The organism is Stenotrophomonas sp. 10N36 (assembly GCF_056395005.1).
This window is the reverse complement of record NZ_JBFTIS010000001.1, coordinates 239883-260973: the sequence shown is the minus strand read 5'-3', so window position 1 is coordinate 260973 and position 21091 is coordinate 239883. Positions and strand designations below refer to the sequence as shown.

Annotated in this window: 23 protein-coding genes; 14 read left to right on the top strand and 9 right to left on the bottom strand. The window is 67.9% G+C overall.

What is annotated here, in order from left to right; genetic code table 11:
* Window positions 1–146 precede the first annotated feature (146 nt).
* Window positions 147–1595, bottom strand: a complete 1449-nt coding sequence (ftsY, locus tag AC1DCJ_RS01180) for a signal recognition particle-docking protein FtsY (RefSeq protein WP_478069902.1) — start codon at window positions 1593–1595, stop codon at window positions 147–149.
* A gap of 518 nt (window positions 1596–2113) precedes the next feature.
* Between ftsY and AC1DCJ_RS01175 the strand changes: the two genes are divergently transcribed.
* Window positions 2114–2401, top strand: a complete 288-nt coding sequence (locus tag AC1DCJ_RS01175) for a hypothetical protein (RefSeq protein WP_478070117.1) — start codon at window positions 2114–2116, stop codon at window positions 2399–2401.
* 275 nt (window positions 2402–2676) lie between these two features.
* Here AC1DCJ_RS01175 and htpG read toward each other — a convergent pair whose 3' ends face one another.
* Window positions 2677–4575 carry a molecular chaperone HtpG gene (gene htpG / locus AC1DCJ_RS01170; RefSeq protein WP_478069901.1) on the bottom strand — a complete coding sequence of 633 codons (1899 nt, stop codon included), beginning with the start codon at window positions 4573–4575 and terminating at the stop codon, window positions 2677–2679.
* 532 nt (window positions 4576–5107) lie between these two features.
* Here htpG and rsmD point away from each other — a divergent pair.
* From rsmD to AC1DCJ_RS01140, 6 genes are all read left to right on the top strand, one after another.
* Window positions 5108–5713 carry a 16S rRNA (guanine(966)-N(2))-methyltransferase RsmD gene (gene rsmD / locus AC1DCJ_RS01165; RefSeq protein ID WP_478069900.1) on the top strand — a complete coding sequence of 202 codons (606 nt, stop codon included), beginning with the start codon at window positions 5108–5110 and terminating at the stop codon, window positions 5711–5713.
* Window positions 5714–5720: 7 nt separating this feature from the next.
* Complete coding sequence (gene coaD, locus AC1DCJ_RS01160; protein WP_038689023.1) at window positions 5721–6230, top strand: pantetheine-phosphate adenylyltransferase; 510 nt, start codon at window positions 5721–5723, stop codon at window positions 6228–6230.
* Between the two features lie 48 nt (window positions 6231–6278).
* A complete protein-coding gene (locus AC1DCJ_RS01155) occupies window positions 6279–6770 on the top strand; it encodes a hypothetical protein (protein WP_038689021.1) in 492 nt (163 codons plus the stop codon).
* Window positions 6771–6895: 125 nt separating this feature from the next.
* Window positions 6896–7177, top strand: a complete 282-nt coding sequence (locus AC1DCJ_RS01150) for a YfhL family 4Fe-4S dicluster ferredoxin (RefSeq protein ID WP_038689019.1) — start codon at window positions 6896–6898, stop codon at window positions 7175–7177.
* Complete coding sequence (gene ggt, locus AC1DCJ_RS01145; RefSeq protein ID WP_478069899.1) at window positions 7174–8916, top strand: gamma-glutamyltransferase; 1743 nt, start codon at window positions 7174–7176, stop codon at window positions 8914–8916. The genes AC1DCJ_RS01150 and ggt overlap by 4 nt, the downstream gene beginning before the upstream one ends.
* Before the next feature lie 108 nt (window positions 8917–9024).
* Entirely contained in the window at window positions 9025–9912 is an 888-nt protein-coding gene (locus AC1DCJ_RS01140; protein WP_038689015.1) for an MBL fold metallo-hydrolase, read from the top strand.
* 235 nt (window positions 9913–10147) lie between these two features.
* Here AC1DCJ_RS01140 and AC1DCJ_RS01135 read toward each other — a convergent pair whose 3' ends face one another.
* Together AC1DCJ_RS01135 and upp are read right to left on the bottom strand one after the other, a co-directional pair.
* Complete coding sequence (locus AC1DCJ_RS01135) at window positions 10148–10432, bottom strand: PsiF family protein (protein WP_478069898.1); 285 nt, start codon at window positions 10430–10432, stop codon at window positions 10148–10150.
* 105 nt (window positions 10433–10537) lie between these two features.
* Window positions 10538–11173 (bottom strand): uracil phosphoribosyltransferase, encoded by a 636-nt coding sequence (gene upp, locus AC1DCJ_RS01130; RefSeq protein WP_141058702.1) that lies wholly within the window; start codon window positions 11171–11173, stop codon window positions 10538–10540.
* A gap of 199 nt (window positions 11174–11372) precedes the next feature.
* Between upp and AC1DCJ_RS01125 the strand changes: the two genes are divergently transcribed.
* From AC1DCJ_RS01125 to AC1DCJ_RS01100, 6 genes are all read left to right on the top strand, one after another.
* Window positions 11373–13877, top strand: coding sequence for a TonB-dependent receptor (locus tag AC1DCJ_RS01125; RefSeq protein ID WP_392732936.1), 2505 nt, complete (start codon window positions 11373–11375; stop codon window positions 13875–13877).
* Window positions 13877–14977: a phytase gene (locus AC1DCJ_RS01120; protein ID WP_478069897.1), complete on the top strand. Its 1101-nt coding sequence runs from the start codon at window positions 13877–13879 to the stop codon at window positions 14975–14977. Before AC1DCJ_RS01125 ends, AC1DCJ_RS01120 begins: the two co-directional genes overlap by 1 nt.
* Window positions 14974–16356 carry a purple acid phosphatase family protein gene (locus AC1DCJ_RS01115; protein ID WP_478069896.1) on the top strand — a complete coding sequence of 461 codons (1383 nt, stop codon included), beginning with the start codon at window positions 14974–14976 and terminating at the stop codon, window positions 16354–16356. The genes AC1DCJ_RS01120 and AC1DCJ_RS01115 overlap by 4 nt, the downstream gene beginning before the upstream one ends.
* A 49-nt stretch (window positions 16357–16405) precedes the next feature.
* Window positions 16406–17041, top strand: coding sequence for an inorganic diphosphatase (locus tag AC1DCJ_RS01110; protein ID WP_478069895.1), 636 nt, complete (start codon window positions 16406–16408; stop codon window positions 17039–17041).
* A gap of 31 nt (window positions 17042–17072) precedes the next feature.
* Window positions 17073–17516 carry a hypothetical protein gene (locus AC1DCJ_RS01105; RefSeq protein WP_478069894.1) on the top strand — a complete coding sequence of 148 codons (444 nt, stop codon included), beginning with the start codon at window positions 17073–17075 and terminating at the stop codon, window positions 17514–17516.
* Between the two features lie 86 nt (window positions 17517–17602).
* Entirely contained in the window at window positions 17603–18031 is a 429-nt protein-coding gene (locus tag AC1DCJ_RS01100; protein ID WP_137189192.1) for a hypothetical protein, read from the top strand.
* A 6-nt stretch (window positions 18032–18037) separates the two neighbouring features.
* Here AC1DCJ_RS01100 and AC1DCJ_RS01095 read toward each other — a convergent pair whose 3' ends face one another.
* From AC1DCJ_RS01095 to AC1DCJ_RS01075, 5 genes are read right to left on the bottom strand one after another with little or no spacing between them, the layout of a single operon-like run.
* Window positions 18038–18364, bottom strand: coding sequence for a tetratricopeptide repeat protein (locus AC1DCJ_RS01095; protein WP_478069893.1), 327 nt, complete (start codon window positions 18362–18364; stop codon window positions 18038–18040).
* Entirely contained in the window at window positions 18355–18921 is a 567-nt protein-coding gene (locus AC1DCJ_RS01090) for a flavin reductase family protein (protein WP_478069892.1), read from the bottom strand. The genes AC1DCJ_RS01095 and AC1DCJ_RS01090 overlap by 10 nt, the downstream gene beginning before the upstream one ends.
* Window positions 18921–19550: a superoxide dismutase gene (locus AC1DCJ_RS01085; RefSeq protein WP_478070116.1), complete on the bottom strand. Its 630-nt coding sequence runs from the start codon at window positions 19548–19550 to the stop codon at window positions 18921–18923. The genes AC1DCJ_RS01090 and AC1DCJ_RS01085 overlap by 1 nt, the downstream gene beginning before the upstream one ends.
* 55 nt (window positions 19551–19605) lie before the next feature.
* The gene (locus AC1DCJ_RS01080) at window positions 19606–20052 is read right to left on the bottom strand and encodes a hypothetical protein (RefSeq protein WP_478069891.1); all 447 of its coding nucleotides are present in this window, start codon (window positions 20050–20052) and stop codon (window positions 19606–19608) included.
* Window positions 20049–20654: an RNA polymerase sigma factor gene (locus AC1DCJ_RS01075; protein ID WP_478069890.1), complete on the bottom strand. Its 606-nt coding sequence runs from the start codon at window positions 20652–20654 to the stop codon at window positions 20049–20051. Before AC1DCJ_RS01075 ends, AC1DCJ_RS01080 begins: the two co-directional genes overlap by 4 nt.
* A 105-nt stretch (window positions 20655–20759) precedes the next feature.
* Between AC1DCJ_RS01075 and AC1DCJ_RS01070 the strand changes: the two genes are divergently transcribed.
* A complete protein-coding gene (locus AC1DCJ_RS01070) occupies window positions 20760–21086 on the top strand; it encodes a hypothetical protein (protein WP_038688996.1) in 327 nt (108 codons plus the stop codon).
* Window positions 21087–21091: the final 5 nt, after the last annotated feature.

Genomic DNA, 21091 nt, shown 5'->3' with positions numbered 1-21091 from the left:
GTGGCTGCTCTATCCGGGCGGGGCAGCGCAAACTGCCGACGACGCATCCTGTGCGATACAGCCACCCATGGGGTGGCTCTACCAACCCGGGTGCGGCGATGCATTCACCGGGGGCGCGCGGGACGTACGCCCACCGCGCCGTTGGATCAGCTGCCCAGCGCTTCGGGCAGCAATGCGTCGACGAAGGCTTCCGGGTCGAACACGCGCAGGTCTTCCGGGCGCTCGCCGATGCCGGCGAAGCGGATCGGAATGCCGAACTCGCGGGCCAGCGCGAACACCACGCCGCCCTTGGCGGTGCCGTCCAGCTTGGTCACCACCAGCCCGGTCACGTTGACCGCGGCATGGAACTGGCGCAGCTGCGACAGCGCGTTCTGCCCGGTGGTGCCATCGATCACCATCAGCACCTCGTGCGGTGCCGCCGGGTCGATCTTGCCCAGTACGCGGCGGATCTTGCCCAGTTCGTTCATCAGCCCGCCCTGGGTGTGCAGGCGGCCGGCGGTGTCGGCGATCAGCACTTCGGTGCCACGGGCCTTGCCGGCCTGCAGGGCATCGAATGCCACCGAGGCGGCATCGGCGTTCTGGCCCTGGGCGACCACGGTTACACCGTTGCGTTCGCCCCAGATCTGCAGCTGGGCCACGGCGGCGGCACGGAACGTATCGCCGGCAGCCAGCATCAGGCTGTGGCCATCGTCCTTGAAGCGTTTGGCCAGCTTGCCGATGGTGGTGGTCTTGCCCACGCCGTTGACGCCGACGGTGAGGACCACGAACGGCTTGGCGCTGCGGTCGATGACCAGCGGCTTGGAGACCGGTTGCAGGATGGCGATCAGGTCGCTGCGCAGCGCAGCCAGCAGCGCGTTGGCATCGGCGAATTCGCGCGCCTTCATGCGCTTGCGCAGGCCCTCCACCAGCGCGGTGGTGGCGCCCACGCCGACATCGGCGGTGATCAGCGCGGTTTCCAGTTCGTCCAGCAGGTCGTCATCGAGCTTGGGATTGCGCGAGAACAGGCCGCCGAAACTGCGCGCGATGACGCTGTTGCGCAGGCGGTCGCGCCAGCCCAGCTTGCCCGGCGCTGCGGCAGCGGTGCCTTCACCGGGTTCGGTGGCCAGCGGCTGCGCGGCTTCCTGGGTGATCTGGTTGGCCACTAGTACCGGCGGCGGCAAAGGCGCGGCGATGGGTTCGGCCACCACCAGCGGGGCCGGGGTGGTCGGTGCGGCAACGGCGGGCGCCACGGTGGCGGCCGTGTCGGGCACGGCGACCGGAACCACGGCAGGTGCGGCCACAGGGGCGGCGACCGGTGCTTCGGGCGTGACCGGTGCTGGCGCGACGGTGGCAGCAGGCACAACCGGCGGCAGCGGCGCGACGGGCGGCGCAACGGGTGCCTCGGCCGCAGGCGTCTCGGCAGCCGGCACGAGAGCGGCGGGCACCTCAGCAGCAGGCACCTCGGCAGCAGGTGCCTCGATCGGCGTCGGCGCCGACGGGCCATCCTGGCTGGCCTGCGGGAACGCCGCGGCCAGTTCTTCGGCCGAATAGTGCTGGGTCTTGGGCGCGTCCTGGGGAGCGTCCTGGGTCTTTTTGCGACGGAAGAAACTGAGCATTGGATTCGGCGCTGAAATCAGGGGGATATGCTACCACTGCACCCTTGGAAGGCAGTGCGAACGTGGGTGGTGCAGCATTGCTGCGGGCAGCCGACCAACGGTCGGCTCTACCGGCCACCACCCACCACCAGGTAGACCCAACCGGTAGATCGGCCCGGTAGAGCCGACCGTTGGTCGGCTACCGCAGAACCAACCGGGTAGAGCCGACCGTTGGTCGGCTACCGCAGAACCAACCGGGTAGAGCCGACCGTTGGTCGGCTCCCGCAGAGCCAACCGGGTAGAGCCGACCGTTGGTCGGCTGCCGCAGAGCCAACCGGGTAGAGCCGACCGTTGGTCGGCTACCGCAGAGTCAACCGGTAGAGCCGACCGTTGGTCGGCTGCCGTAGAGCCAACCGGTAGAGCCGACCGTTGGTCGGCTGCCGTAGCTAAAGCCAGCGCCGCGGCAGCCGCTAACGGCTGTGAAGCACTGCGTCATGCGGACGCAGCTGTACCTCGTGGAGTGCCGAACCGTGAACGTGATGTCCATTGCCAGCGCGGGCCTGCGCGCCGCCACACTCGGGGTGCAGGCGGCCGCGTCGAACGTGGCGCGCCTGCCGGTAGCCGAGGCCACCCGGACCGGCGTGACCCAGACCGCAGTGGCCGGCGGCGGGGTGGACGCCAGCCTGGTCGAAGCGGCGCCCGATCCGGCTGCGCCGGTGTCGGACCTGCTCGCCGCGAAAGAGGCGGTGCTGACGTTTGCGGCCAACGCCACGTTGATTCGCCGCAGCGACCAGATGCTGGGCGCGTTACTGGACGAGCGCGCCTGACCCCGGACCACCACAGCCGGTAGTGCCGGCCGACGGCGCGGTTGCGTCCAGGCAATGCCGACCAACGGTCGACATCTACCGGCGACATCCGGTCGGCCACGCGGCCGACCCGACATCGATCCGCTCCACCGGTAGGTGCCGACCGTTGGTCGGCACGGACCCCCAGAATTGCATTGCCGGTACGCAATGCCGGCCACGCGGCCGACCCGACATCGATCCGCTCCACCGGTAGGTGCCGACCGTTGGTCGGCACGCTCCATCCAGCATCCGTCGCCTTACGCCGACAATTCCAGCAGCAGCTTGTTGAGCCGGCGCACGTAGGCGGCCGGGTCCTTCAGCGTGTCACCGGCAGCCAGTGCGGCCTGTTCGAACAGCACGCGGCTGAGGTCGTCGAAGCGGGTGCTGTCGGCTTCCTGGTCCAGCTTGCCGATCAGTGGGTGGCCGGGGTTGAACTCGAACACCGGCTTGCTGTCGGGCACCTTCTGGCCGCTGGCTTCCAGGATCTGGCGCATCTGCAGGCCCAGGTCCTGTTCGCCGATGGCCAGGATCGCCGGGGAATCGGTGAGACGGTGCGACACGCGCACGTCGGCGACATCCTCGCCCAGCGCGGCCTTGATGCGGTCGACCAGGCCCTGCTTGTCCTTGGCGGCCTCTTCCTGGGCCTGCTTGTCCTCGGCGCTTTCCAGCGCGCCCAGGTCCAGGTCGCCGCGGGCGACGTCGACGAACGACTTGCCATCGAACTCGGTCAGGTACCCCATCAGCCATTCGTCGATGCGGTCGGTGAACAACAGCACTTCGATGCCCTTCTTGCGGAACACTTCCAGGTGCGGGCTGTCCTTGACCTGGGTGTAGCTGTCGCCGGTCAGGTAGTAGATCTTGTCCTGGCCCTCGATCATGCGGCCCACGTAATCGGCCAGCGACACGCTCTGCTCGCCGCTGGCGTCATGGGTGGAGGCGAAGCGCAGCAGGCCGGCGATCTTTTCGCGGTTGTTGAAGTCTTCGGCGGGGCCTTCCTTGAGCACCTGGCCGAACTGCTTCCAGAAGCCGGCGTAGACGTCGGGCTTGTCGGTGGCCAGCTTCTCCAGCATGTCCAGCGAGCGCTTGGTCAGGGCCGACTTCATGGAGTCGATGACCGGGCCGGACTGCAGGATTTCGCGCGAGACGTTCAGCGACAGGTCGTTGGAATCGACCACGCCCTTGATGAAACGCAGGTACATCGGCAGGAACTGTTCGGCCTGGTCCATGACGAACACGCGCTGCACGTAGAGCTTCAGGCCCTTGGGCGCGTCGCGGTGGTACAGGTCGAACGGGGCGTGGCCGGGCACGTACAGCAGCGAGGTGTACTCGAGCTTGCCTTCGACCTTGTTGTGGCTCCACGCCAGGGCATCCTGGTGGTCGTGGGCGGCGTGCTTGTAGAACTCCTGGTACTCGGCGTCGCTGATCTCGGTGCGCGGGCGGGTCCACAGGGCGCTGGCGCGGTTGACGGTTTCCCATTCAACCTCGGCCGGGGCGTTGTCGCCGTGGTGTTCCTTGACCATCTGGATCGGCAGGCCGATATGGTCGGAGTACTTCTTGATGATGCCGCGCAGGCGCCAGCCATCGGCGAAGTCGTGCTGGTCGTCCTTGAGGTGCAGGACGATGCGGGTGCCGCGCTCGGGCTTGTCGATGGGTTCGACGTCGAACTCGCCTTCACCGCGCGAGGACCAGTGCACGCCCTCGCTGGCGGGCAGGCCGGCACGGCGGGAGTAGACGTCGACCTGGTCGGCGACGATGAAGGCGCTGTAGAAGCCGACGCCGAACTGGCCGATGAGCTGGGAGTCTTTCTTCTGGTCGCCGGAGAGCTGGCGCAGGAAGTCACCGGTGCCGGACTTGGCGATGGTGCCGAGGTGCGCGATGGCATCCTCGCGGCTCATGCCGATGCCGTTGTCGTCGATGGTGAGGGTGTGGGCGTCGGCATCGAAGCTGACGCGGATGCGCAGGTCGCCGTCGTTTTCGAGCAGGGCCGGCTGGGTCAGCGCTTCAAAGCGCAGTTTGTCGGAGGCATCGGCGGCGTTGGAGATGAGCTCGCGAAGGAAGATTTCCTTGTTGGAGTACAGCGAGTGGATCATCAGCTGCAGCAGCTGTTTGACTTCGGTCTGGAAGCCCAGGGTTTGTTTTTGGGTCTGCTCGGTCACGGTGACGATGCTCCTTGGACGATGCCGCGCCCGGCGCGGCGGCTGGCTCAAGGGGTAGGGGTGGTGGGGGTGGTTTTCAAGAGCGGGGGCAGGAGCCGAGGCCGAAGCCGAAGCCGAAGCCGAAGCATGAAGCCAGAGCATGAAGCCAAAATCTCGGCGCCTACCTGTTTGCGTAGGAGGCCGGTGGGGATGCGGTCCCGGGACACGGCGTAAATCCGTCCCTGGAGCCTCGTGGGCAACATCCATGTTGCCCAACGGTCCCGGGACCGCATCCCCACCGGCCTCTGGCAGACGTTCCGAGTGACGCGGGTAGAGCCACGCCACGCGTGGCTGATTTTCGTTCCGGGGCAGGGATGTTGGTAGCGGCCGGTAGAGCCACGCCATGCGTGGCTGCTCGTCGTTCTGGAATCGGTACTCGTGGTGGAGACGGTGGCCGGACCGCCTAGAATGGCGCCCTGAATCGCCTGATCTTCGTGCCCATGACCTGTTCCCGCCCGTTCGACCCGTCCGCTCTTTCCTTCTGGAGCCGCGCATGAAGCCGCGCCTGCCGGTGGCGGCGGCCGTGGGCCAGGTGCGGATCATCGGCGGCAAATGGCGCGGGACGAAGTTGCCGGTGCCGCTGTCGCCGGGGCTGCGACCCAGCAGCGACCGGGTCCGGGAGACGTTGTTCAACTGGCTGATGCCGCGGATTGGCGGCGCGCGGGTGCTGGACCTGTTTGCCGGCAGCGGGGCGCTGGGGCTGGAGGCGGTGTCGCGTGGGGCCGGGCAGGCGACGCTGGTCGAGCGTGATGCCGGATTGGCCCGGCAGCTGCGCGAATCGGTAGCCAAGCTGGGCGCGCAGGGGCAGGTGGCGGTGGTGCAGGCCGATGCGCTGCAGTGGCTGGCGCAGCCGCCGGCGGGGCAGGCCGATATCGTGTTCGTGGACCCGCCGTTCGCGGCCGGGCTGTGGGATCAGGTGCTGGCGGGGCTGGGGCCGCATCTGGCCGCCGATGCCTGGCTGTACCTGGAGGCACCGGCCGAGCAGGCGCCGCGGGTGCCCGCGCCGTGGCTGCTGCACCGCGAGGGCGGGACCCGGGAGGTGCGTTTTGCCCTGTACCGCCGCGCCACTGCTACACTTTCACCAGATCACAACGTGTAGCTGACGTATGACCGTGGCCAACCGCCGCATTGCCGTTTACCCGGGCACCTTCGATCCGATCACCAACGGTCACATCGACCTGGTGAACCGGGCCGCGCCGCTGTTCGAGAAGGTCGTGGTTGGCGTGGCGCAGAGCCCGTCCAAGGGCCCGACGCTGCCGCTGGAGCTGCGCGTGCAGCTGGCGCGCGATGCGCTGGGCCACAACCGCAACGTCGAGGTCATCGGCTTCGATACCCTGCTGGCGCATTTCGTGCGCTCGGTGCAGGGCGGGGTGCTGCTGCGCGGGCTGCGCGCGGTGTCCGATTTCGAGTACGAATTCCAGATGGCGAGCATGAACCGTCACCTGATCCCGGAGGTCGAGACCCTGTTCCTGACCCCGGCCGAGCAGCACAGCTTCATTTCGTCTTCGCTGGTCCGCGAGATCGCCCGCCTGGGCGGCGACGTGTCCGGCTTCGTGCCCGCCTCGGTTCTCGAGGCGCTGCGCAAGGTCCGTGAAGCGAAGTCGGGCCCGTCGTAAACACCTGTCAGATCCACACATACCAAGAATCACCAAGGGAGGAATTCCATGAACAACACCATGCGTGCCATGTTGATCGCGTCGTTCGCGCTGGCCTTCACCGCCTGCAAGAAGGAAGAGGCTGCTCCGGTTGCCGAAGCCCAGCAGGCGCTGGTCGCCCCGGACGCCAATGACGACGCCGGCTGGAAGAAGTACCTGCAGGCCGTGGCCGTGCAGAACATGGGCAACATCACCAACAGCCCGTTCCTGTACTACCTGTCCCCGGAATCGGACCCGGAGTTCGCCGCCAAGTACGAGCGTCAGGTCGAGAGCGCCACCCAGGCCGTCGCCCGCGGCATCCAGCCGGGCAACATGCTGGCCTTCGGTTCGTCGGCCTCCTCGAAGATGGCCGACATGATCCAGGCCGTGTTCAAGGATGTGCCGGCGGACTCGATGAAGAACGTGCGCGTGGTGTTCATCGGCAAGGCCGCTGACAACGCCCGCGTGCAGTCCATCATCCAGCCGACCGGCGCCGAGTACATCTTCGTAGAAGCCAAGTAACCCGTGCAGTGGCGGCCGCGCGTCCCGCGTGGCCCGGGCGGCTTCTGCGAGGAAGCCGCCGATGACCGGCCGGCGCGTATGCGCTGGTCGGTCTTCATCCGCCGGCGCGGGCGTGGAGTAACGCCATGTCGCTGAAAATCAATGAGCTCTGCGTCAACTGTGACGTGTGTGAGCCAGCCTGTCCCAATCAGGCCATCTCGATGGGTGAAACCATCTACGTGATCGATCCGGCCCGCTGCACCGAGTGCGTGGGACATTTCGACGAACCCCAGTGCGTGGTCGTCTGCCCGGTCGAATGCATCGATCCCGATCCGGACATCCCGGAAACCCAGGACGCCCTGCTGGCCAAGTTGTTCGGGCTGCAGCGCGACCATCCCGAACTTTATGCGGAGCCCCCATCCGAATGAACATGTTGTCGCGTCGTTGGTTGCTGCTCGTCCTGTTGTGGTCCCCGGTGGCATGGTCCGCCGCACCCGTACAGGGTTCCCTGGCCAGCCATCCGGACGGCGCGGCCATTGCCAGCGGCCACCACCTGGCCACCGAGGCCGGCATGGAAATCCTGGCCAAGGGCGGCAATGCATTCGATGCGGCGGTGGCGGTGTCGTCCACCCTGGCGGTGGTCGAGCCGATCAGCTCGGGGTTGGGCGGCGGCGGGTTCTTCCTGCTGCATGATGCCCGGACCGGCAAGGATGTGATGCTGGATGCGCGCGAAACCGCGCCGCAGGCCGGCACCGAGGCCGCCTTCCTGGACAGCAAGGGCGAACTTGACCGCGACCGCTCGGTCAACGGCCCGTGGTCGGCCGGCATCCCCGGCCTGCCGGCGGCGCTGGTGGAGCTGTCGTCCAAGCACGGCAAGCTGCCGCTGCGCACCTCGCTGGGCCCGGCGATGCGGATCGCCAGTGACGGGTTCCCGGTGTATGCCCGCATGGCCAAGGGCTATGCATCACGCCGCGAAGTGATGGAGCGCTACCCCGGCACGCGCGAGGTGTACCTGCGCAACGGCAAGCCGATCGCCGAGGGCGACCTGTTCCGCCAGCCCGAACTGGCTGCCACGCTGGAGCGGTTGGCCGACAAGGGCTTCGACGGCTTCTACCGCGGTCAGACCGGCAAGGCGCTGCTGGCCGGCGTGAAGCAGGCCGGCGGCACGTGGACCGCCGACGAGCTGGCCGGCTACCGGGTCAAGCTGCGCGAACCGATCGTGTTCAAGTACCGCGACTGGACCATCACCACCGCCTCGCCGCCGTCGTCCGGTGGCATCGCGTTGGCATCGATGCTGCAGATCCTGGAAGGCTGGGATCTCAAAGCGATGGACCAGGCCCACCGCACCCACCTGGTGGTGGAAGCGATGCGCCGCGCCTACCGCGACCGCACGTTCTTCCTGGGCGACCCGGACTTCGTGCAGATTCCGCAGAAAGTGCTGACCAGCAAGGACTACGCCCAGGGCCTGCGCGCCACCATCCACCCGGAGAAGGCCACCCCGAGCGACCTGCTGTCGGGCAACCCGACCCCGCTGGAAGACGACGAAACCACGCACTTCTCGATCATCGACCGCGATGGCAACCGCGTGGGCGCTACCCAGACGGTGAACCTGCTGTACGGCTCGGGCCTGATTCCCAAGGGCACCGGCGTGCTGCTCAACAACGAAATGGACGATTTCGCGCTGAAGCCGGGCACGCCCAATGCGTTCGGCGTGATGGGCTATGCGGCCAACGCGCCCAAGCCGGGCAAGCGCATGCTCAGCTCGATGACCCCCACCTTCATGGAATCGTCCGACAAGGTGGTGGTGCTGGGCACCCCGGGCGGCAGCCGCATCATCACCATGGTGCTGCTGGGCATCCTGGGCTACGACGACGGCCTGACTGCACAGCAGGTAGCCGCCTTGCCGCGCTACCACCACCAGTGGCTGCCCGACGAGATCTCGGCCGAAACCGGCGCGCTGTCGGTGGACACGATCAAGCAGCTGCAGGCGATGGGCCACAAGATCGAGCTGCCCGGCGACAGCGCCGAGGGCGGCCGTGGCTCCAGCCATGTGTGGGGCAACCTGCAGACCGTGGAGTGGGACCGCAAGGCGAACGTGCTCAGTGGCGGCAGCGACCCGCGCAATCCGGTGGGCAGTGCGGCGGTAACGCCTGCCGCCGCGCGCTGAGCCGGCGTCACCCGATCCCGCGAAAACCCCGCCTGCCGGCGGGGTTTTTCGTTGTGTGAACCGATGCGCCTAGCGAATATTTAACGCGCCGCGCCGGATAATTTGCGCATGAAACTATGGTCGATACGCGGTAACTCACAGAAGCTCGACGGCGGTGCGATGTTCGGCAATGCGCCGCGCGCGGTCTGGGAAAAATGGGCGGCACCGGATGATCTCAACCGGATCGAGCTGGCGTGCCGCGCCCTGCTGGCCAGCCCGCTGGCCGGCAAGACGGTGTTGTTCGAGACCGGTATCGGCGCGTTCTTCGAGCCCAAACTGCGCGACCGCTACGGCGTGCAGGAACCGCGCCACGTACTGATGGAATCGCTGCGCGAGGCGGGTTTCGAGCACGAGGATATCGACGTGGTGGTGCTCAGCCACCTGCATTTCGACCACGCCGGTGGCCTGCTGGCGCAGTGGAGCGAAGGGCGCGAGCTGGAGCTGCTGTTCCCCAATGCCACCTTCCTGGTAGGCGCCGAGCACTGGCAGCGTGCGCTGCACCCGCACCCGCGTGACCGCGCCAGCTTCATTCCCGAACTGCCCGGCCTGCTGCAGGCCAGCGGGCGGCTGGAGATCGTGGACGGCCCGTACTCCAAGGCGCTGGGCAACAGCGTGCGCTTCAGCTTCAGCGACGGGCATACCCCGGGCCTGATGCTGGCCGAAATCGTCGGCCCCGAGCAGGTCGATGGCCAGGCGCGTGGCGGGGTGGTGTTCTGCGCCGACCTGATTCCGGGCCGGTCGTGGGTGCACGTGCCGATCACCATGGGCTACGACCGCAACGCCGAACTGCTGATCGACGAGAAGCGCAGCTTCCTGGAAGACAAACTCGCGCGCAACGTGCACCTGTTCTTTACCCACGACCCGCAGTGCGCGCTGGCGCAGGTGGTGCGCGACGACAAGGGCCGGTTCGGCACCGTCCACGAGCAGGGCGAACTGAAGGCCCGCGCGCTGGCGTGACACACCCCGCAACGCCGGTAGGTGCCGACCGTTGGTCGGCACGTCATGGTAGTGCCGGCCGCTGGCCGGCTCCACGTTATGCGTCCGGGGCTCCACGTTACGCGTCCGAGGTTCATGAAGAGCCGGCCAGCGGCCGGCACCACCGTGGGAGCGTCCGTCCAAGCGCACCGGTAGGTGCCGACCGTTGGTCGGCACGGCACCCCATCCGAGCACCGGGTACAACCCGGCGCGACCCTCAATGCGCCTTAAGACACCCGCTCATGAAGGTCTTGCGCGCATCGCCGGCCAGCTTCTTCGCGGCGGCATCGGCATTGCAGGTTTTCATGCGTTCCTGCGGCGTGGTCGCCACCGGTGCCGGCCCGCTCAGGCAGGCCTTCTGCGCGGACTTGTAGGCCTCGCCGGTCTTGCCCTTGTTCTTGGCCGAACAGTCGGCCATGCGCTGCTGCTGCGGGGTAGCGGCATGGGCCAGGACGGGGCTGCCGATCAGCAGCAGGCAGGCCAGCAGGGACACAGTCTTCATGGCAACACTCCACGCACGGGTAGGGTTGCGCGCAGCTTCTGCCTCGCCCTGAGCAGGCCGCGTGAAGAAGCCGGCGGCCGCGCAGGCCGCCAGCCAACGCGTGGATCAACCGACCACGCGGGTACCGAAGATGCGATCACCGGCATCGCCCAGGCCCGGCAGGATGTAGCCCTTTTCGTTGAGCTGGGCATCGATGGCGGCGGTGAAGATCTCCACGTCCGGGTGCACGGCCTGCACGGCGGCGATGCCCTCCGGCGCAGCCACCAGGAAAATGCCCTTGATGCGGCGCGCGCCCGCGCGCTTGAGCATGTCGATGGTGGCGATCAGGGTGCCGCCGGTGGCCAGCATCGGGTCCAGGATCAGCGCATCGCGCTCTTCCAGGCGACCGGTCAGGCGCTCGAAGTAGGGCACCGGCTGCAGGGTTTCCTCATCGCGCTGCAGGCCCACCACGCTGACCCGCGCAGCCGGGATCAGCGACAGCACGCCGCTGAGCATGCCCAGCCCGGCACGCAGGATCGGCACCACGGTGATCTTGGCCCCGGCAATGCGCTGCACCGTCACCGGACCGGCCCAGCCGTCCATGGTATGGGCTTCGGTGTCCAGGTCGGCGGTGGCCTCGTAGGCCAGCAGGCCGCCGAGCTCGTTGGCCAGTTCGCGGAAATCCTTGGTGCTCAGGGACGCATCGCGCATCAGGCCGATCTTGTGCTGCACCAGCGGATGGCGCACTTCGACGATTTTCATGGGGAAAGGCAACGGTAAGCAGGAAGGCCACTAGTGTGCCGCAAGCCCCACCGAAGCCAAAGCCCGGCGCCGCAGCACACGGTGTCACGCCCATGCAACCTCCCGGACATACCGTGCTGACCCAATCTTTACGCCGTTGGGGAATGCCGTGCAGAACAAGAGCGTGTTGGGCCGGGCGATCAGCCTGTCGTTGTTGGTGATGGCCAGTCCGTCGGTGTTCGCCGCCGACACCAGCGTGGGCACCGCGGCCAGTGGCGCCGGGGCGATCGACCTGGACCGGGTCGAAGTCCGCCCGCAGCTGGAGTCGCAGACCCGCGCGGTCGACCTCAAGCGCAGCAGTGACGCCATCGAGGACGCGGTATCGTCCGACGCCATGGGCGTGTACCCGGACAAGAACGTGGCCGAGTCGCTGCAGCGCCTGCCCGGCGTCAGCGTGACCCGCGACCAGGGCGAGGGCCGCTTCGTGGTGATCCGTGGCCTGGACGCCAACCTCAACAGCGTCAGCGTCGACGGCATCGCCATCGGCACCCCGGAGGATTCCAGCCGCGCCGCACCACTGGATGTGATCCCCTCCGACTCGACCGAGCGCCTGCGCGTGGTCAAGTCGCCCACCCCGGACATGCCCGGCGACGCCATCGGCGGTGCGATCCTGGTGGAATCGGCCTCGGCCTTCGACCGCGACGGGCGCAGCCTGCGCGGCAAGATCGAAGCCAGCCACCAGCAACTGTCCGGTGAGACCAGCCCCAAGGCGGCCTTCAACTACAGCGAGGTGTTCGCCGACACCTTCGGCGTGGCGGTGGGCGTGAACTACCAGAAGCGCAGCTTCGAATCGGACAACACCGAGGTGGAGTACGGCACCTTCGAGGGCGGGGCCGACGATGACCTGTTCGCCAACAGCCTGCAGCGCCGCAAGTACGAGATCGAACGCAAGCGCATCGGCGCCAACCTCAACCTGGATTGGCATCCCGACGAGGACAACCGCTACTACCTGCGCACGCTGTACAGCCAGTTCGACGATGCCGAAACGCGCCAGCGCACCATCTTCGATTTCGGCGACGAGGGCATCACCGCGCTGGGCGGCAACCAGTACCGCGTGGATGACCTGGCCGCCGACAGCATCCAGAAGCGCATGCGCTACCGCACCAAGAAGGAAAATACGTTCGCCGCCAGCGTCGGCGGTGAGAACCGCCTGAGCGGTGCGGTGGTCGACTACAAGGTGGGCTACACGCGCACCGAAGAGCGCGTCAACGACGAGATGGAAGCGCGGTTCGAATACGCCGGTGATGACCTGTCCGCCACCGTCGACCAGAACAGCCGGGTGCCGCGCATCGCGCTCAGCGATGCAGGCTGGATGGACAACGGCAGCTACGACTTCGACCGCATGGTGCTGTCGCCCAAGCGCGTGGACGACAAGGAACACAGCGCGCAGGTCAACCTGCGTTTCGACGGCGACAACGCCAGCTACAAGTTCGGCCTGCTCGGTCGCTGGCGCGACCGCGACGTGGACACCAACGAGCGCGAGCTGCGCGTTGGCCCGGACATCGCCCTGTCCGACTGGACCACCGGCACACCCGAGCACCGCGGCGGCACGCTGGGCCAGGGCATGAGCTCGGATGCGATGCGCCGTTACTGGGCGCAGTTCGGTGGCCAGTACAGTGCACGCCCGCAGGATGCCGGTGGCAATGCGCTGGCGTCGCTGGAAGAGGACTACACCGCCCGCGAGGACATCTTCGCCAGCTACGCGATGGGCACCTGGGACATCGGGGCACTGCGCATCATCGGCGGCGTGCGCGTGGAGAACACCCAGTTCAGCGCAACCGGCAACAGCGTGGACGTGGCCAGCAATGGCCGCACCTACACCGTGACCCCGCTCACCGTCAGCCGCAGCTACACCAATGTGCTGCCGGGCCTGCACCTGCGCTACGACGCCGGTGATGCCTGGGTGCTGCGCGCGGCCGCCAACAAGACCGTCTCGCGCCCGTCGTTCGGCGACATCGCCCCGCGCATCGGCCTGAGCCGTGGCGACGAGGAAGTGCGTATCGGCAACCCGCAGCTGGACCCGTACGAATCGAAGAACATCGACCTGTCGATCGAGAAGTACATCGGCACCACCGGCATCCTGTCGCTGGGCCTGTTCCACAAGGCGATCGACGGCTACATCGTCAACACGGTGAGCACGACCGACCCGGCGTACCCGGACTTCAAGGTCACCCGGGTGATCAACGGCAACAAGGCCACCGTCAAGGGCGCCGAGTTCAACTGGCAGCAGCAGCTGGCGTTCCTGCCGGCCGGCTGGGACGGCCTGCTGGTGGGCGCCAGCGGCACCTGGCTGGATACCGATTTCGATCCGGGCCTGGCCGGGCGCGAGCGCGACGACTTCATGCTGCCGCGCGCCTCCAAGCACGTCTACACCGCGCACATCGGCTATGAGAAGGCCGGCTTCAGCACCCGCGTGGCGGCGGTGTACCGCAGCGAGTACCTGGACACGCTGGGTGACAGCGCTGCCTACGACATCTACGTGGCGCCCAACACCCAGCTGGATTTCAGCCTGGACTACAAGATCACCGCCAACGTGAGCGTGTACCTGGAAGCGCAGAACCTGCTCGACAAGCCGCTGGAGCTGTACCAGGGCACGCGCTCGCGCACCCTGCAGATGGAAGAGTACGGCCGCACCTATGCGCTGGGCCTGAAGGTGGCGCTGTGATGCGCGCACGTCATGCCATGGCGGTGGTGAGCCTGGCGCTGCTGGCGGCGTGCAAGGCGGCGTCCGGCCCGGCGGCCGATGCGCCGGCCGGCGCGGCTGCAGCGCGTTCGGTGGCCACGGTGGCCGAAGCCTTCCTTACCCCGATGACCCCGGCCGACAACATCGACTCGCCGGCCAGCTGGACCGCCCCCGACGGCAGGCAGTGGCTGATCGCCACCGCCAAGACCACCCACAAGCTGGTGGTCTATGACGGCCAGACCGGCGCGCACCTGCGTGACGTGGGCAGCCAGGGCACCGCCCCGGGTCAGTTCGACCGCCCCAACGGGATCGCCGTGATCGACGACCTGGTGCTGGTGGTGGAGCGCGACAACCACCGCGTGCAGGTGCTGCACCTGCCCGATTTCACCCCGCTGGGGGTGTTCGCTGCGGCCGACCTGCGCAAGCCCTATGGGCTGTGGGTGAACAAGCAGCGCGAAGGCTACGACGTCTACGTCACCGACTCCTACGATGCCGGCGAAGATGCGCAGGGCAATGACCTGCTGCCGCCCCTGGCCGAACTGGACAAGCGCGTGCGCCGCTACGCACTCACGCTGAAGGGGAACGCGCTGGACGCGACCCTGGTGGGCAGCATCGGCGACACCAGCGAGGCCGGCGCCCTGCGCGTGGTCGAATCGATCTGGGGCGACCCGGCCAATGACCGCCTGTTGATTGCCGAGGAAGACGAGACCTACGCCAGCGAGATCAAGGTGTACACGCTGGAAGGCCGCTTCACCGGTACCACGTTTGGCCGCGATGCCTTCCAGGCGCAGGCCGAAGGCGTGATGCTCAAGACCTGCGGCAAGGATGGCTGGTGGATCACCACCGAGCAGGGCAAGCAGCGCAGCGTGTTCCACCTGTTCGACCGCCACACCTTGAAGCATGTGGGCGCGTTCCAGGGCAACACGGTGGCCAACACCGACGGCATCTGGCTGGATCAATCGGCGTCTGCGCGGTTCCCGCACGGCGTGCTGTATGCCGTGCATGACGACCAGGGCGTGGTCGCGTTCGACTGGGCCAACGTCGCCCGGCAGTTGTCGTTGCCGCTGGAGTGCGCACCATGACGCGCGCCACGATTACCACTGCGGCATTGCTGTTGGTGCTGCTGCTGGGCAACGTCACGGCGGCCGCAAAGGCATCCGACAGCGCTGCCGAACCCAACACCCAGGTGCCCGCCGGCAACCGCCACTATGCGGCCACTGGTTTCCCGGACCGCATGGTGGCCTCGCCGGCACAGGACGCCGCGCGCGGCTTCGGCGTGTCCTGGCGGACCGATGCCTCCGTCAGCGCGCCAACCCTGGAGTGGGTGGTGGCCGGTGACTCGCCGGACGTGGGCACGCCCACCCGCATCACGGCGGCCACCCGCGCGCTGGAGACCGAGAACGGCCCGGCCCATTACCATCGCGCCGACGTGGCCGGGCTGCAGCCGGACACGCTGTATCTCTGGCGGGTGCAGGGCAACAGCACCTGGAGCGCGTGGCACCAGCTGCGCACCGCAGGCACCGCCCGGCAGCCGCTGACGTTGCTGTACTTCGGCGACACCCAGAACAAGAACCTCAGCCACGTCTCGCGCGTGCTGCGTGCGGGCATCAAGGCCGCACCGGACGCGCGCCTGAGCCTGTTCGCCGGTGACCTGGTCAGCGGCGGCGACGGCCAGGACGACAGCGAGTGGGGCGAGTGGTTCGCTGCCGCGGGCTGGCTGCCGCAGGAAACCGCGGTGGCCCCGGCCATCGGCAACCACGAGTATTTCGAGGAATTCGAAGACACCCCGCAGGAGCGTCGCGTGCTGGGCCGGCACTGGCCGGTGACCTTCGCGCTGCCGCGCAATGGCGTGGACGCCGCCGACACCAGCACCTACTGGTTCGACTACCAGGGCGTGCGCATCGCCGTGCTCGACGGCACCTCGGCACTGGACCTGGGCACCGCGCAGGCGCAGGCCGCGTGGCTGGACACGGTGCTGGCCAACAACCCGCACCCGTGGAGCATCGTGCTGTTGCACCAGCCGTTCTACTCGCCGCGCGAGGGCCGCGAGAACGCCGAACTGCGCGACGTGCTGCTGCCGGTGGTGCGCCGCCATCAGGTGGACCTGGTGCTGCAGGGCCACGACCACACCTATGGCCGTCGTGGCGAGGGGCAGGGCGCCACCCCGCAGTTCGTGGTCACCGTGGCCGGTCCCAAGCAGTACCGCCTGTCTGAGCAGGCGCGCGCGACGATGGCGCCGGTGGGCGAAGACACCCAGCTCTATCAGGTCCTGAAGATCGACCCGCAGCACCTGCGCTATGAAGCACGCACGGTCACCGGCCAGCTCTATGACGGCTTCGAACTGACCCGTGCCGCCAATGGACGCAAGCGCAAGACCGAACTGACGCAGGGACGCATCGCCCCCCGTGACTGCACGCGCGTGCAGACCCTCAAGGGCCGCGCCGACCGTTGCTGGGAATGACCCCCGGGCCGGGCCGTTGCGACGCGCCCGGCCGATGCTGGAGAAGAAGATGACCACCCGACGCGCTCTGCCCCTGGCCGCCATCGCCGCTGCCTTGCTGCTGCTGGCCGGTGCCGGTGGCGCCACCAACGCCGTGCTGCACCCGTTCCTGGCCGCCCAGCCCAAGGAGGCCCCGGACGAGGCCAACCTGGCGGTGGAAATACCGGCCGGCAGTTTCACCAAGTACGAGATCAAAGAAGACGGCCTGGTCCATGTGGACCGCTTCCAGTCGATGCCGGTGGCGTACCCGGCCAACTACGGGTCGATGCCGCGCACGCTGGCCGGCGACAACGACCCGCTCGACGCGCTGGTGCTGACCCGCGGGCCACTGCATCCCGGCGTGATCGTGCGGTTCCGCCCGATCGGATTCCTGAAGATGCTGGACAACGGCGAGCATGACGAAAAGGTCATCGGCGTACCCACCGACAAGCTCGACCCCACCTACGCCGGCATTCGCGACCTGCAGGACCTGCCACTGATCGAACGCCAGCGCATCGAAGCGTTTTTCCGCGTGTACAAGGACCTGCCCGAAGGACGCAATCCGGTGCAGCTCGATGGCTGGGGCAACGCCGCCGAGGCCAAGGCGCTGATCCGTGCCTCGATGCAGCGCTTCGACCTGCAGCAGCAGCGCCGCAAGGGCGATTGAGGCGCTCGGCGCCGATGTATCCTCTGCCCACATGGACGAGGGCCTGGCGATGGAGAAGGCGGGGTGGGCAGCGCAGCTGAGTGTGGTGCTGCTGGTATGGGAACTGCAACTGCTGGCCGTGCCGATGACGGCGCTGAGCGTGTTTGCGCTCGCGTGGTTGTGGGGACCTGCGTTTCACCCTGACCACGTACCGATGCGGGCGGCGGTGGTGGTGGCCCTGATCGCCCTGGTGGGCTTCTGGCGGCTGGTGCTGGGGTTCTATCGCGCCGGCCTGCGCCTGGACGGGACACCGCTGTGGGCACGCGTGTGCACCGCTGCCGGCGCGACGCTATGCGCGGCGGGGCTGGCGGTGGGCATGTTCCAACGTCCCACCGGTTGGGCCTACATCGGGGTCATGGGCGTGCCGATGCTGCTGCCACTGGGACACATGCTGGCCCTGTCGTGGCGTACCACCCGGCAACCACCGGTGCGCTGAGAAGGCGCGCCGCGCCGCCTGGCCGCCACGTACATGGGCTAGCCCGCCCGTTGTATGCTCGGCGCACTACAGCCGGGGGGCGGATGATGGGCAAGTCGCAGTGGGCCAATGGGTTTGGCGTGGCCTTGCTGGTGCTGGAGCTGCTGTTGCTGGCACTGCCCGTCACCCTGCTCGATGGCTTCGGCCTGTTGATGCTGTCGCGTCCGACCGGTCACCCGGATTACGCGCCGATGCTGGTCGGCGTGTTGCTGGCCAGCGTGGCACTGGTCGGCTTCTGGCGGCTTGCGTTCGGCTTCCTGCTCGATGGCCTGACCCTGCACGGTGCGCCGCGCTGGGCGCGCTGGTGTACCGGCACCGGTGCCGTGCTGTGCCTGGGGGCGTTGCTGATTGCCGGCCTCTTCAACCGGCTCAACGCACTGGCCTTTGTCGGCGTGCTGGGGCTGCCGGTGATGGTGCCGCTGGGCCACATGCTGGTGGTATCCCAGCGCGTGCCCACGCCACCGCCGCTGCCGTAGGCGTGCTCAACCGCGCGCGGCGGCCGCTTTATCCACGCGGCGTTTGAACACGGCCATTTCCTTCTCGGCCTGCTTGTCGCCGTTGCGCTGCGCCACGGCAATTCCTTCCTGCCATGCCCGTGCCGCTGCATCGGTATCGCCGGCGGCCAGCCACGCCTTGCCCAGCAGTTTCCAGCCCGCAGAATAGGCCGGGTCCTGGGCCAGGCAGCACTCCAGGTGCGCGGCCGCCTCGGCGGGCTCGCCCGCGTCCAGCAGGCCCTTGCCCAGGCTGAAGCGCAGCAGCGCACTGTCGCGCCCGGCGTCGAGCATGCGCTGCAGGGCGGTCATGTCCATGGCAACGCATCCACGTCGGCGCGGCCGTCGATGCGCGTGTAGCGGCTGCGGTGGTAGGCCAGTGCCGCGCCCGGTGCCGCCTCGAAACACTCAACCCGGCCCACGATCAACACGTGGTCGCCCAGTGGCAGGCTGCGCTCCACCGTGCACAGCAGCCAACCGACCGCATTGCGCACCCGCGGTGCGGCGCCCCCCAGGTCGAGCACGTCCGCAGCGACCGGTGTGCGACGCCGCAGCGGGTCGGCGAAGTGGCGCGCCACCGCTTCCTGGCCGGACGACAACAGGCTGATGCCGAAGTACGCCGCGTCGCGGAACATGGGCAGGTCGGCGGCGCGCTCGCCGATGCTCCACGCCACCAGCGGTGGCTGCAACGACAGCGTGGTGAACGAGTTGATGGTCATCGCCACCGGCATGCCCGCCGCGCCGTGCACGGCGACAACCGCCACGCCGGTCGTGTACTGCCCGAACACGTGGCGCAGTGCAGCCGTGTCGGGCCCGGCACCGGACGCATCGGCGGCCACGACCGGTGCCGCAGCAGGTGCCGGGCCCGCGCGCATCAGCGCCCGCCCGCCGCCTCGAAGCGACGTGCCACTTCGCTCCAGTCGATCAGTTTGAAGAACGCGCCGATATAGTCGGGGCGGCGGTTCTGGTAGTGCAGGTAATAGGCGTGCTCCCACACGTCCAGGCCCAGGATCGGCGTGCCGCCGGACAGGTTGGCGTAGGCGCCCATCAACGGGCTGTCCTGATTGGGGCTGCTTTCCACCAGCAGGCGACCGTCGCGGCCCAGCGTCAACCAGGCCCAGCCGCTGCCGAAGCGGGTCTGCGCGGCCTTGGTGAAGGCGTCCTTGAAGGCGTCGTAGCCGCCCAGGTCCCGCTCGATTGCCGCCGCCAACGCACCGGCCGGGCTGCCACCCTGAGTGCTGAGCACGGTCCAGAACAGGCTGTGGTTTGCATGCCCGCCGCCGTTGTTGCGCACGGCGGTGCGCACGCTGTCGGGCAGCGCCTCGATATCGGCGATCAGCTGTTCAACCGGCATCGGTTCAACGCCGGCGTCGGCAAGCGCGGCGTTGAGATTGTTGACGTAGGTCTGGTGGTGACGCGCATGGTGGATCTCCATCGTCTGTGCGTCGAAGTGCGGTTCCAGTGCGTCGTAGGCGTAGGGCAGGGCGGGCAGGGTGTAGGTCATCGAAGACAACTCCGTCAGGGGAGGAGACATCTTCGGACCTCAAGTATGGTTGAGGTCAAGCGTGCCGGTGCAGCGCGTCAGCCATCGTTGGGGCAGGCCGGCGCAACCAACGCCGGCACACCCGCGAGGCGAGCATGCAGGCAGCCAGGGCGACGGCCCAGCGGATGCCATCGTGGCCTACGTAGAGCTGCACCAGCTGCCACCAGTACCGGCCGAACAGCAACACCATACCCGCGGTCACCACCACCAGCACGGCGATCAGCACAGGCACCAGCCGCTTCTCGACGCCGGCCTCGTGCACGCTGACCTGTCGCAGTACCGCGGCGGTGAAGTCCGGCGGCGGCGCGCTGCGCGGCAACGATCGCAGCGCCATCGCGATCTGCCGGTAGTCGGCCGACGCCGCATTGGTACGGGCGTCTGCTGGGTCGCCTGCATGCAGCCGACCTTGCTCCTGGGCCGCCCATTCGTTGGCATCGGAAGGGGAGATGCGATCACGGTTCATACGGTAGCTCCCATGCGGGCGTGCAGAATCTGCCGCAGTTGCCGGCGGCTTCGAAACAGATGACTCTTGATGGTGCCTTCGGCAAGCGCAGTCACACTGGCGATCTCCGCAATGGGCATCTCTTCCAGATGATAGAGCGTGAGCAGTGTCCGCTGCAGCGGCGGTAGTGCCTCGATGGCGGCATGCAGCAGGGCGTGGTCCTCCTGCGTGCTGGTGTGGGTTTCAAGGTCGAACCCGTCGCTGACCCGTTCTGCTGCGGCATGCATCTGCCCATCCGGGCCATTGTCGGCGATGGGAATGCGACGGCGTTCGAGGTGCCGCTTGGCCACCGAGTAGGCGACCTGCGCAATCCATGCTTTCAGGGGGCGTTCGCCACGGTACTGGTGCAGCGACTGATGCACGCGCAGGAAGGTCTCCTGGCACAGCTCACGGGTGTCGTCGGGATGGCGGACCATGCGGTCCACGATATGCCAGCACAGGCCCTGGTAGCTGCGCACCAGCTGTTCGAACGCACCCGGTGTGCCGGCAAGGACAGCGGTGACCAGCGCGTGGTCGGCGTGCAGTGTGGCGTCGTCGGGAGCGATGGGGTCGGGCATTCCCATAGGGATACGTCCTGCGGCCGATCGGTTGCAAGTGCGCTTGGTGCAACCGCCGCCGCCCGCACCGTATCTCCTTCTGCACACACCCCAACCACAGCGAGGCATTCCATGGATTTCAACCTCATCCTGCCGATCATCCTGATTCTCGGCGTCGTCTACACCATCAAGAGCGTGGTCGACGCCGGTACGCGGCGCCGGATCATCGCCGCCCACGGGTCCGAGGCGCTGGTGCGCTCGCTGCTCGATGGCGACGCCAGCAAGCGCCGGCAGTCGGCGCTGCACTGGGGCAGCGTGCTGGTGGCGGTGGCGCTGGGCTTTGGACTCATCGACCTGCTTGGCATCAACGAGGTGACCCCGGGCGCGATCGCGCTGTTGCTGGGTGCTACCGGGCTGGGCAACCTGGCCTATTACCTGCTGGAACGGCGGGTCCGCTGAGGGCG

Bases quoted from the DNA above. Each gene is read 5' to 3' on its own strand.
- ftsY (WP_478069902.1), bottom strand. From the start codon at position 1,595: ATGCTCAGTTTCTTCCGTCGCAAAAAGACCCAGGACGCTCCCCAGGAC.
- AC1DCJ_RS01095 (WP_478069893.1), bottom strand. From the start codon at position 18,364: ATGGACATGACCGCCCTGCAGCGCATGCTCGACGCCGGGCGCGACAGT.
- AC1DCJ_RS01175 (WP_478070117.1), top strand. From the start codon at position 2,114: ATGTCCATTGCCAGCGCGGGCCTGCGCGCCGCCACACTCGGGGTGCAG.
- AC1DCJ_RS01120 (WP_478069897.1), top strand. From the start codon at position 13,877: ATGCGCGCACGTCATGCCATGGCGGTGGTGAGCCTGGCGCTGCTGGCG.
- AC1DCJ_RS01085 (WP_478070116.1), bottom strand. From the start codon at position 19,550: ATGACCTACACCCTGCCCGCCCTGCCCTACGCCTACGACGCACTGGAA.
- AC1DCJ_RS01135 (WP_478069898.1), bottom strand. From the start codon at position 10,432: ATGAAGACTGTGTCCCTGCTGGCCTGCCTGCTGCTGATCGGCAGCCCC.
- AC1DCJ_RS01140 (WP_038689015.1), top strand. From the start codon at position 9,025: ATGAAACTATGGTCGATACGCGGTAACTCACAGAAGCTCGACGGCGGT.
- ggt (WP_478069899.1), top strand. From the start codon at position 7,174: ATGAACATGTTGTCGCGTCGTTGGTTGCTGCTCGTCCTGTTGTGGTCC.
- AC1DCJ_RS01100 (WP_137189192.1), top strand. From the start codon at position 17,603: ATGGGCAAGTCGCAGTGGGCCAATGGGTTTGGCGTGGCCTTGCTGGTG.
- rsmD (WP_478069900.1), top strand. From the start codon at position 5,108: ATGAAGCCGCGCCTGCCGGTGGCGGCGGCCGTGGGCCAGGTGCGGATC.
- coaD (WP_038689023.1), top strand. From the start codon at position 5,721: ATGACCGTGGCCAACCGCCGCATTGCCGTTTACCCGGGCACCTTCGAT.
- AC1DCJ_RS01090 (WP_478069892.1), bottom strand. From the start codon at position 18,921: ATGCGCGCGGGCCCGGCACCTGCTGCGGCACCGGTCGTGGCCGCCGAT.
- AC1DCJ_RS01125 (WP_392732936.1), top strand. From the start codon at position 11,373: ATGGCCAGTCCGTCGGTGTTCGCCGCCGACACCAGCGTGGGCACCGCG.
- AC1DCJ_RS01115 (WP_478069896.1), top strand. From the start codon at position 14,974: ATGACGCGCGCCACGATTACCACTGCGGCATTGCTGTTGGTGCTGCTG.
- AC1DCJ_RS01080 (WP_478069891.1), bottom strand. From the start codon at position 20,052: ATGAACCGTGATCGCATCTCCCCTTCCGATGCCAACGAATGGGCGGCC.
- upp (WP_141058702.1), bottom strand. From the start codon at position 11,173: ATGAAAATCGTCGAAGTGCGCCATCCGCTGGTGCAGCACAAGATCGGC.
- AC1DCJ_RS01110 (WP_478069895.1), top strand. From the start codon at position 16,406: ATGACCACCCGACGCGCTCTGCCCCTGGCCGCCATCGCCGCTGCCTTG.
- AC1DCJ_RS01105 (WP_478069894.1), top strand. From the start codon at position 17,073: ATGGACGAGGGCCTGGCGATGGAGAAGGCGGGGTGGGCAGCGCAGCTG.
- AC1DCJ_RS01150 (WP_038689019.1), top strand. From the start codon at position 6,896: ATGTCGCTGAAAATCAATGAGCTCTGCGTCAACTGTGACGTGTGTGAG.
- AC1DCJ_RS01155 (WP_038689021.1), top strand. From the start codon at position 6,279: ATGAACAACACCATGCGTGCCATGTTGATCGCGTCGTTCGCGCTGGCC.
- AC1DCJ_RS01075 (WP_478069890.1), bottom strand. From the start codon at position 20,654: ATGGGAATGCCCGACCCCATCGCTCCCGACGACGCCACACTGCACGCC.
- AC1DCJ_RS01070 (WP_038688996.1), top strand. From the start codon at position 20,760: ATGGATTTCAACCTCATCCTGCCGATCATCCTGATTCTCGGCGTCGTC.